We start from the raw sequence: 3,534 nt of genomic DNA, 5'->3' as shown, positions 1-3,534 counted from the left end.
CCCAACCCGATCGTGAGCCTCATGCCGGACGAGGGCACGCTGATGCTCGACCACCCTTACGTCGTGACCACCACGGACCGGGAACGGCAGCACGCGGCGGAGGCGTTCAAGGCCGCGCTGGGGAGGCCGCCCGGAAGCCCTCCCGCAATTCGAATTCGAGTGGGCATCGCGTTGTTGAGACGCTGTTGCCATATCAACCCGGCCAACAACAGCAACGGCAGGATGATCGCAGCGGATAGAATTCCATTCTGAAATCGCCGTTGTCCAATGGCTGCACCGGAGGTTTGGCGTCCGGTGACCGCAGCGACCACGGGAACTTGCCCGAACCAATCGATGACCTTTCGGACTCGACTCCGCGAGCGGGCATGAATGGTTTGGCCGCACAAGAAACGATTCAAATCATCGGCTAAGTTCTTGGCCGTTTTGTAGCGATCCTTGGGCTGCTTTTCCAAGCACTTGGCGACGATCACCTCCAAATCCGATTCCGCTTGAGGACAAACGGATCGCAGATTGGGTGCGGGTTGATGCGCGACTTTCAACAGTGTTTGCATCACCGTGTCGCCGACGATCGGTGGGCGAGTCGTCACGCACGCAAACAGAATCGCACCGAGGGAATAGATGTCGCTGTGATGCGTCACCCGGTCGCTGTGTCCGAGGGCTTGCTCGGGTGCCATGTAGTGTGGCGTTCCAACTGCGGCCCCGCTGCCGGTCACGCTGCTGTCCGCATCGGTGTGTTTGGCCAGCCCAAAGTCCGTCACATGGACTTGTCCGGATGGATCGATCAGGACGTTGCCCGGTTTGAGGTCGCGGTGCAGCACCCCGCGACTGTGAGCATGATGGATTGCCTGCGCTACATCGCGAACGATTTCAGCCGCCCGTCGAGACGGCAACGGACCTTTGGCGAGCACCTTTTGCAGGTCTTCGCCTTCGACGTACTGCATCGAGAAAAAGTGATGACCGGCGCGTCGTCCGAATTGGTGGACCGCGACGATGTTGGGGTGTTTGAGTTTCGCAGCAGCTTTGGCTTCGGTGTAGAAACGTTTGACCTCGTCTTGCCCTGCCAACATGCCACTGCGGATCATCTTCACAGCGACCAACCGATCCAAGTCTCGCTGCTTGGCCAAGTACACCACGCCCATCCCACCGACGCCCAAGACTTTGAGCAGTTGGTAGTCACCCAGATCGAACGGCAACGACGGCCCGGAATCGCCTTGGGAGCGATTGGCCATGGGCAGTGTCAGATGGGGGTCCACATTGGAATGTTCGCCCAGGTTCGCGTCCGAAACAGGTTTGCCAATTCCGATCGTATCGGCCAGGTCCGTTCGCACATCGATCCGACTGGCCGTGGATGCCAAACGCGAGTCCACTTCCTCGCCATCGACGTCAGGTGGCAAGATGATGGGTTCCGTCCACGGATGCGATGTATCTTCGGAAGCCGATCCGGCCATCGAAAAGGTGCCGATCAAATCGGCGGCGTCCATCAATTCGCGCAGTTGATCGGCGTGTTCCGGATGCTGCTTCAGAAAGTCATCTCGTGAAGTCAGTTCTCCCGTGTCGCAAGCGGACAGGTACAACGCGAAGATCTCATCCAAACCGTCGTCGTTGGTTTCGGGCATCAGGTCTTCCACCAAGGACTGCTATCGGTGTCCAAAATCGTTCGAAGCTTTTTCAAGCCTCGCTTGAGCAGACCGGCGACCGCGGTTTCGCTTTTGTCCATTCGATCGACGATCTCTTTCAACGACAGGCCTTCCATGTACCGCAGCCGAATCGCTTCGGCCTGCGTTTCCGGCAGTTCATGCAGTGCTTGCATCATCGCGCTGACCGCCTCTTGCCGAACGGCGACACCGCTCGGACTGGTCTTCGCACCAGGCATCTGTGCGATCCAGTTGTCGGGTTGGCTGCCGTCGTTACCGCCTCCACCGGCGTGCACTTCTTTCTTGGTCGATCGCTTCTGTGTCATCACGTGATGTGCGACTGCCGAGGCAACATTGTTTTTCAGCATGCCTCTCAACCAGCCAGCAAATTCGCCCGAGGATTCCCCTCGAAAAGCATGCAGGTCTCGTTTCGCTTCCAAGAACGTGACCTGCACCAAATCGGCGGGATCAATTCGCCGACGAAGCTGATCACTGAGGTAACGATGCGCCAGCATCAACAGGTATCCCCGATAGCGCAGCAGCAATTGCCCCAACGCTTCGTTGTCGCCCTGTTTAGAAGCGATCACCAAAGCGGTGGTGGTGTCCGAAGACGGCGAATCGGATGGCGATGGGTTCAACAGAAATCTCTCGGCAGGAACGCGGTGTCTGTCAGTTTAATCCAGTTTCCCCGGTTGGTTGATCGCCCGCCTCAACCGGGATCGGCGAAAGATCGCAGTGGAGTGGTCAATCATGTCATTTTCAGCACCCAAATGGGGCAGATTCTGAGTTCAACGACGAGATTCGACCAACTTCTTAAGTTCTTACAAAACCTGGGTTTGCAAAACAGAACCACTGGTTGCAACCAAGGATGCCCTGAGCATTTCCAGATTCCGTGACCTCCCAGCGACTTGCTTGGATCCTGTGGGGTGGTTTGCTAAAGTGCCAGGGCGGAACTTCACCAAAAGTTCCGACCTTCCCCGCCTTCACACCACTCCGGAACGATCCACCATGCTTCGTCGACTTTGTATCCTGCCCTCATTCGAAACTGCTCGGCCGATCTTGGCAAAGGTGAAACGAATTGCTGCCACTTCTTTGGTCCTCGGCTCCACGCTGCTAGGAGCCAGTTTGCTGGCGGGCGATGCGGATTGGCCCCAGTGGCGAGGTCCCGCCCGGGACGGCAAGGCAGCCGAGCAAAGTTTGTTGCAGACTTGGCCGGATGGTGGACCGAAGCTGAAGTGGTCGATCTCCACGGCCGGACGTGGGTACAGCAGCACCGCGATTGTCGACGGCAAGCTGTTTTCCATGGGATCGGACGAGCAGAACTGCTACGCGATTTGCGTCGATGCCAAAACGGGACGGTCGATCTGGCAAGTTCCCGTGTCGCGTGCAGGGACCGGCGACGACTACAACACCGGTTGGGGTGGCGGTCCACGCAGCACTCCGACCGTCGATGGGGACCAGGTCTTCGTCTTGTCCGACGTCGGGGTGGTCTCGGCCTTGCGACGCCAAGACGGGGGCAAGCTGTGGTCGGTCGACTTGGTCGCCGACTACGGTGGCGGGATTCCCAAATGGGGATACAGCGAGTCCGTGCTGATCGATGGCGATCGCGTGGTGGTCACACCGGGTGGCGGTAACTTCATGATCGCCCTGGATCGTCGCACCGGCAAATTGCTGTGGCAATCCAAAGGCGTCGACGCGCCGGCCCACTACGTGTCCGCCATGAAGGGATCACTGGGCGGTACCAATTACTACGTCACCGCCAGCAGCATCGGCGTGGTCGCGTTTGATTGTCAGTCCGGTGAAAAGCTGTTTGAGAATCCCTTGTCCGGCAACAAAGTGGCAACCATTCCGACGCCTCTGATCCTCGGTGACCACATCTATCACACCAGTGACTACGGTG

2 protein-coding genes and 1 pseudogene are annotated in these 3,534 nt (G+C 58.3%); 1 reads left to right on the top strand and 2 read right to left on the bottom strand.

Going from position 1 to position 3,534, the window contains the following annotated elements; all coding sequences use genetic code 11:
• Positions 1-122 precede the first annotated feature (122 nt).
• Together ACF8AM_RS00820 and ACF8AM_RS00815 are read right to left on the bottom strand one after the other, a co-directional pair.
• Positions 123-1,631: pseudogene (locus ACF8AM_RS00820) on the bottom strand (serine/threonine protein kinase); the annotation flags it as partial.
• Positions 1,616-2,272, bottom strand: coding sequence for a sigma-70 family RNA polymerase sigma factor (locus ACF8AM_RS00815; protein WP_392553801.1), 657 nt, complete (start codon positions 2,270-2,272; stop codon positions 1,616-1,618). The pseudogene ACF8AM_RS00820 and the gene ACF8AM_RS00815, both read right to left, overlap by 16 nt.
• A gap of 370 nt (positions 2,273-2,642) precedes the next feature.
• Here ACF8AM_RS00815 and ACF8AM_RS00810 point away from each other — a divergent pair.
• A partial coding sequence (locus ACF8AM_RS00810) for a PQQ-binding-like beta-propeller repeat protein (protein ID WP_392553800.1) occupies positions 2,643-3,534 on the top strand: 892 nt, incomplete at its 3' end.

This window comes from Rhodopirellula sp. JB055, assembly GCF_043100905.1.
GTDB lineage: Bacteria > Planctomycetota > Planctomycetia > Pirellulales > Pirellulaceae > Rhodopirellula.
The sequence above is the reverse complement of the archived record's forward strand: the minus strand, read 5'-3'. Positions and strand labels throughout refer to the sequence as shown.